The sequence below is a fragment of the Azospirillum palustre genome (genome assembly GCF_002573965.1).
Classification (GTDB): Bacteria; Pseudomonadota; Alphaproteobacteria; order Azospirillales; family Azospirillaceae; genus Azospirillum; species Azospirillum palustre.
This window is the reverse complement of record NZ_PDKW01000018.1, coordinates 1-1,112: the sequence shown is the minus strand read 5'-3', so window position 1 is coordinate 1,112 and position 1,112 is coordinate 1. Positions and strand designations below refer to the sequence as shown.

The following is a 1,112-nucleotide window of genomic DNA, read 5'->3' as shown; positions in this document are numbered from 1 at the left end:
GCACTGAACTCGCGGGTCTGGATGCCGTATCCGGATCCGTCCGGTCCGGCCCAGGCGGCGACGAAGCCACCATCGGGACGGGCCGTCAGTGCCGGTTGCACCTGATCGCCGGCCAGGTTCTGTTCCAGCAGGAAGTCCCCGCCGACCTTGCCGCCTGCCGCGTCGTAGCGTTGGGCATACACGCCGTAACCGCTGCCGTCCTGTGCCGCCGACGTCCAGGATACGACGAAGCCGCCATCGGCCAGCGCCGTGACGCTGGGCTGCTGCTGATCGCCGGCGACGTAGCTGTTGACCAGCGTATCCCCCTGCAGCAGCTGACCGCTGGCGCTGTAGCGGCGCAGGAAGATGCCGTTGCCGCTGCTGTCCTGGTCGCCGCTCGACATGTAGGCGACCACGAAACTGCCGTCGGCCAGACCCGCCAGCGCGCTTTGCTGCTGGTTGTAAGGGCCGGCGACCGAGCAGGACAGGATCGGGCCTGTGACGGCCGTGTTGCTGTTCGAATAGACTTGGGTGAACACATCCCAGTAACGGTTGACGACATTGGTGTTCTGCGCCCAGCCGACCGCATAGCCCCCATCGGCCAGTGCCGTGATGCTGGGCAGGGCGACGCCGCCGGTGAGGCTGGCGGCGGTTGCGAGGACGAAGGGGCCGGTCAGGGCGGTGCCGTCGCCACCGAATCTCTGACCGATGAGAAAAGTCTGGGCGACCGAATTGAACTGGGATTGCGCCCAGACCATCATCACGCTGCCGTCGCTCAGCCGTGTGGCCTTGGGAGTATTCACGCCATACTGGGTGGCCAAGGTCATTTCACTGCCGACCGGGTTGCCGACGGCGTCGTAACGCTGGGCGCGGATGGCGGTATAGCGAGCGTCGCTGTCTGCTTTGGTCTGTCCCCAGAAGATCATGAAGCCGCCATTGCCCAGGGGCGCCACGGACGGGGTCTGCTGGTTCATGCTGGTCACCGAATTGACCCGGAACTCCGTTCCCAGCGGCTGCCCGTTGGCATCGAGGCGCCGGGCATAGATCCCATAGCCGTCACCGTCCTGCCCGTTGGACGCCCACACCACCACCTGGGTGCCGTTGTCCAAGACCGTTACCGCAGGCTGCAGCTG

1 pseudogene is annotated in these 1,112 nt (G+C 66.0%); it reads right to left on the bottom strand.

The annotated features are described in order from the left end of the window. Positions 1–1,088, bottom strand: a pseudogene (locus CRT60_RS00090) (hypothetical protein); the annotation flags it as partial. Positions 1,089–1,112 lie beyond the last annotated feature (24 nt).